This window comes from Nostoc sp. ChiQUE01b, assembly GCF_034531255.1.
Taxonomy (GTDB): domain Bacteria; phylum Cyanobacteriota; class Cyanobacteriia; order Cyanobacteriales; family Nostocaceae; genus Nostoc.
Genome location: NZ_JAVRBM010000166.1, coordinates 1 through 5,248, shown reverse-complemented (window position 1 = coordinate 5,248; position 5,248 = coordinate 1). Strand labels below are relative to the sequence as shown.

At 40.0% G+C, this 5,248-nt stretch carries 2 protein-coding genes; both read right to left on the bottom strand.

The annotated features are described in order from the left end of the window. Positions 1-49: 49 nt before the first annotated feature. The gene (locus tag RMY63_RS40990) at positions 50-4,696 is read right to left on the bottom strand and encodes a hypothetical protein (RefSeq protein WP_322734159.1); all 4,647 of its coding nucleotides are present in this window, start codon (positions 4,694-4,696) and stop codon (positions 50-52) included. Positions 4,697-4,741: 45 nt separating this feature from the next. After that, on the bottom strand, positions 4,742-5,029 hold the full coding sequence (locus tag RMY63_RS40985) for a hypothetical protein (RefSeq protein ID WP_322734158.1): 288 nt from the start codon (positions 5,027-5,029) through the stop codon (positions 4,742-4,744). Positions 5,030-5,248 lie beyond the last annotated feature (219 nt).

The following is a 5,248-nucleotide window of genomic DNA, read 5'->3' as shown; positions in this document are numbered from 1 at the left end:
TTACTTTACTCATAGATTATACTGTTTGTCCTAACCACCTTGACGATTGCTATACCTCCCCATTTTTCTGCGAAATAGTTAAATCCCTTTGCTCGGTATTGAAAACCAAGTCATAAATCTTTCCTAGAACTTGAGTACCATTTTCATCAGATTTACCCCAGGTCATGCCAATCCTTTGAGCAATTTGAGTGAGCCGACTGATGGCTTCAAGTTCAAATTTATCTTTATTCATTACTGTCAACGCTTCGGCTGACAATTGCTCACCAGCTTTAAACTGATTGGCCACTTCTACAATGCGTTTTTTGTAATTTTCCGGCTTCCCTAACTTATCTGCGGCATTGTACCAATTTCTCAAGTCATCAATAGTGACTGTCGGGAGCTTCTCTACACTTAGAAGTTCGGTTTTCACACCATTACTAATGCCTGGTGTAGAAGGAGTAGTGGAGAGTAATAGAGTTGATTGGTTAGGTGGGGATTGTGCTGTTTGTTCTGGTGGTTTCAAAAACTGCGGTCGTGTAGCGAGGGAATTAACTCTTTGTTGATACTCACTATCCGTTTCAATCACAGCCCCAAATTTCTTGGTCATGCTTTCTAAAGTTTTGGCAGGGATGGAGCTATCAACCAAGTTAAATACGGCTAGACCTTTTTTAGTTTCCTTGATCACATCTTCTGTTGGTACTTGCTGCCATTCAACTTTTTGAGCAGTTAACCATTTAGTCACAGTCTCAGCTTTCTGGTTGTCAACAGCCAAGCCCATGACTGCAAGTTTTTTGTTTGATTCTGTCGAAAATAAGAAAGTAGGACGCTTTTTAATCTGATGTAGAATTTTCGCACTCTTCTCAATCATCTCTTGCTGTTGAGGGTTAACCGATTGAGTCCCAAAAGCCTGAAATTCCTTCGTCCAAATAGTAGGATATTCAACGGTCTTAGGATCAATTTGAGCGCAAATAACAGAGAAGTTACTTTCAATAATAGCGGGGGCTGGGGTAAGTTTTTCGGTTTTGAGCAATCCAAGCTGTCTGAGCGCGTCTTTGTCTTTTTTGAAGTGCAACACTCCCAAGGGTTCACCATTGAGAAATACTGCATCTCTAGTTTTAGAAGCTGAGGTTTCGATAGTCAGTTTTCGGTAATCTTGATCGTTGAATGTCTGACCAGAAAAATCATAGAAGTTAATTTTATTAATTTTGAGGAGATTTCCATTGGGAGACTCACCCAGGACAAAAGCTTGATCTCCTGTCTCAGAGATTGACGTGAGCTTTAATTTTAGGGGATTACCATTTTTGAGATAATTAATTTCTTTTAACTGTTGGGCAGAATCACTGTCTAACTCCCCCAGAGTTTTGCCATCAATTTTGATTTTTACTGTTTTGTCAGCTACCGGCATAGTGCCAAATTCTAAGTTGACCGATTCGGCGTTAAAAACAAGTCCTGCATAAGAGAAGTTCTTGAGTTCACGGATAGTAATTTCAACCGGTTCGTTTCCTGGTAGTCCAATAGTTGCTTTGGCGGTAGCAGGTTCTATCCCAACCATACAAGAGAGCGCTTTTGTACCAATGGGAAGCTGTGCAGTTCTGGTTTCGAGCATGGCGAATTCCTTGTATTCGCCGTCAGTATCCTGGACAAACATTAGCCTGGAAACGTGGCGTTCATGTCCGACTGGGTGGTGAGAAGCTCTGATTTCTATCGGATGTTTTTCATGAGCGTTCCAGTCTCGACCTAAAAATTGATTCGCTTCATTATTCAGTGTGACTAACTTTGGTTCGGTAAATTGCAATTTATCTAAGCGAGAGATAATCTCATTGGGGAAAGCAGCGAAGGCAAAATTAGAAACTTTTTTAGCGTAAGCTTGGGGGTTTGCGTTTTCTTTTCTTGCAACTTCAAGTTCATCTTGGCGGGATGCACAGATGTTCCAAGCGGCGGCAGCAGATGCAAGTTTTTCTGACTCTGGGATAGAAGCGTAAAATGCGAGAGCCGCCTCTTGTGCCTTGTCGAAAAGTAATTTAGTTTGGGTTCTAGTAAGTTCTGGTTTTAGTTCTAGGAGTTTAGCTCCCTGCGTGGCCATCCCCGCCTTGAGGTTGTGGTCAGTCACAGATTGTTGGCTAACTGTCCCCAGGTTGCGGTAAGCGGGTTTTCCATCTGACCCAACCTCGCCATCTATCTGTGCAACTGCTAGTAATTTGTGGGGGCGTTCACTGTTTGTGAATTTAATCTCATCTAGGCGAATATTAAGTGTCTGGGCTTTCCAGATTAAGGGATGCCCGTAACGGGTGAGATTGGTAATTTCGAGTTGCGTTCCTGAATCCGTTTGAACAACTGCGCTAGGGCCAGACTCTGTTTCTCGCCGCCTTGAGGCACGAACCGCAGCATTGAACTTCAGATCAAATTCGTATTTGGCGGCGATCGCTGCAAATTTTTGCTGTGGTGTAAATTCTACTCCTTGAAACAAGTCTTTAAACTGGACAATGGGACGCGATTCTAACTGTGATTCTTGGAAATATTTATTAGTTTGGCTAATCAATAATTCTACTGGTGAGTAGCCCTTTGGTGTTATCCCCTTGTTTAAATAAACTGAACGCGACTTTTTATCTTTAATATAATTAACATCACGATACAAGTAGCGGCTGTTTTCCCTGATTTTATCCATCTCAGGTTTTTTAACACTTTTGAATAAATCAACCGCTATTTGGTTTTGATAACATCCCTCACCAATCATTTCCCGGTACATCAGGCGGTTAACATCCATCGCCTGCTGAATAATTTCTGGCGTTCTGTTAGGATTCTCTGCTAGAGCTACAACAGATTGCATGAAAGGCTTGTACTCTGCTCTAATTGGTTTGGCCTTCTCGCTATATTCCTGTTCAAATAAACTTTGGTAATGGCTAGATACTTGCTCTAAATATTCTAATTTTTGTTCTAAAGTACCATAAGTGTTTAGTACCTCAATTTCCGATTCTAATGCCTCCAGTGCTGTCACTTGATTGTTGATTATGCCCACGCTGATGCTATCACTCATGTGAATAGCAATTTTTTCAAAAGGGGGCTGGGTTCCATCGCTGGGATCATAAAATGACTGTTTTTTGAGCTTAACCGTGGGCGAATAGGCGTTTTGGGGAAGATTTCTTCGCTCTGCCTCTGCTGTTAAATTAGGATATAAGCTAGCTCTTGCCACACCAATGCAGTCACCATCGTAGTCTCGTGCTTGGCGTTCTGATTCTGTTTCTGCTGGGTCTATTTCTTCAACATCAATCCCTTGCGTTTCTAACTGTGCAATCCTTTGCTGTATGCGCTTGTGGTCTTCGTCATTGACTACAATTATACCTTTGAGGTCTTTACCATCTGGCCCGAGTCGATCTTTAACGTGCTTGTTAGCAGACACACACAATCCGTTAGAATTCAGAAAAGGAGAACGGAAGTTAAGAATTTTCTCTTCATTCTTTTCCCATGAAACACAGATTTCACCATTTTTTAAATCTTTGGATGGGATAATCATCCCTCTGTCAAAAGTAAGCGTTTTCCCTAAAGCGATATCTCGCCATTGGCTCTGTACAAACCGACTCAATTCCTGTTTAACTTTTTCCGTTTCTAATAACTGCTGATGACCCAACAAGTCAGCTTTGATGAGCTTGTACATGAACAAGTCATCTTTAGTACTCTCGTCATCTAATTCCTCATCTGCATCTAAGTCATCATTTGTCCCTAAGTTTTTAACATCTGCTTCAAGGCTAGTAAGTTCTCCTATTTTTAATTTACTTTGGTTCAATGATTCTTTGCGTTTTTCGTATTTTTCACAATAGTCAGCAGCAACAATTCTAGGGTCATCTTGAATAGAGGCTAGTTTCTCAGCTTGTAGCTCTAATTTTTCGGCAAAATCTTTAATTCCTTGGGGGAAAGATGCCAATAGTTGAGAAATAGACATCTGACCATGCTGAGATTGTCCTTTTTCAGCCAACCAAATATTTTGCTGATATAATCCTGGCTTAATTTGAGGTTTAGTCGCCCCTGCTGGTCTATCCTTATCTGTTCCCTTAAAACTACTTATGGGAAGAATTATATCGATTTTGGGTTCATTGTTCGGGTCTACATATTTTATATCATCTAGTTTGTATGGTCGGAGTGTTCCTTTGCCAAAACGATATTTAGCGGCATCTTCCCCAGCTCCATCCACCCAACCAAATCGATGCTGAATTACACGATAGCTTTTATCTGCTTGGAATTCTCTTAAGGTTACTTTGTCATAAAGTTGTGTTGAAATCTGCCCATAACAGTCACCAACTAATTTATATGCCAAATCATTTGATAATATTCCTCCATTCTCACCTCTGTTATCAGTAGAATCATCTACTACCAGAATGTTTAGCTTTTCGTGAATTGCATTTTTACAAGCCCCAAGGAAGATGGAACCATAAGCCCCACGGTCTTTACTATCTGGACAAATTTTTTGAATCGTTTCTAAACATTCCTTTTCTCCATAAAGTAAGCGAGTTTTTGAAGATAATAGTAAGATATGTCCATCTGGATGATTTTTTAAGTCTTCCTCTGTACTGTATTCATCCGAATGTCCAAAGGATAATTTTTTATCAGGAAAGTAAAATTCTAGTAAAGTATTACTGAGCTTTTCAGTTAAAATAGTTTGGCGATCATCTGTATAAATCCATTGATTGAGCCTGGGATCAAAATGCTTTAGTTCCAGAGTCATGATTTTAATAAAATGATTAAATTTGATTAATTTTTGGGGAGGTTTTTATGTCAAGAATAAAACGTTTAGAGAGATTAAGGTAGCCTGACCAATTATTTGCCAGGAGTTGAAAGTCATTTTAGAATGAACTCGCCTAAAGAAAACAGACTCCAACTTCTGGTGAGTCGTGCAATTTTTCAAATACTCCAAAACTTGCAGACATTCAGATATGTCCTCGCCTTTGTGTACTTTTTGGCACAGCAGAATTTCTAAGCGTTCAATGCGACGTTCTGGAGTAGACAAATTAATATCGTCCCAATCATCCCAAAGTTTGATTTGTTGTTGTTCGGACATAATATAATTCAGATGTTGTAATTAGAGAAATTTCTCAATGCTTACTTACTAAATTAGTGACGGTGGTGATGAGGTTTATTTTTAGAGCGTTCGTACTCTATCAATAATTGCTTTGCTTGTTCAGGGAGAATCACCTGTTTTTTGTCAATCCGCAATTGGTAACAGGCGAATATCTCACTATTGACCAAACTCATCCACTTGCCGGAAGCCTCAGTTGTG

Bases quoted from the DNA above. Each gene is read 5' to 3' on its own strand.
- RMY63_RS40990 (WP_322734159.1), bottom strand. From the start codon at position 4,696: ATGACTCTGGAACTAAAGCATTTTGATCCCAGGCTCAATCAATGGATT.
- RMY63_RS40985 (WP_322734158.1), bottom strand. From the start codon at position 5,029: ATGTCCGAACAACAACAAATCAAACTTTGGGATGATTGGGACGATATT.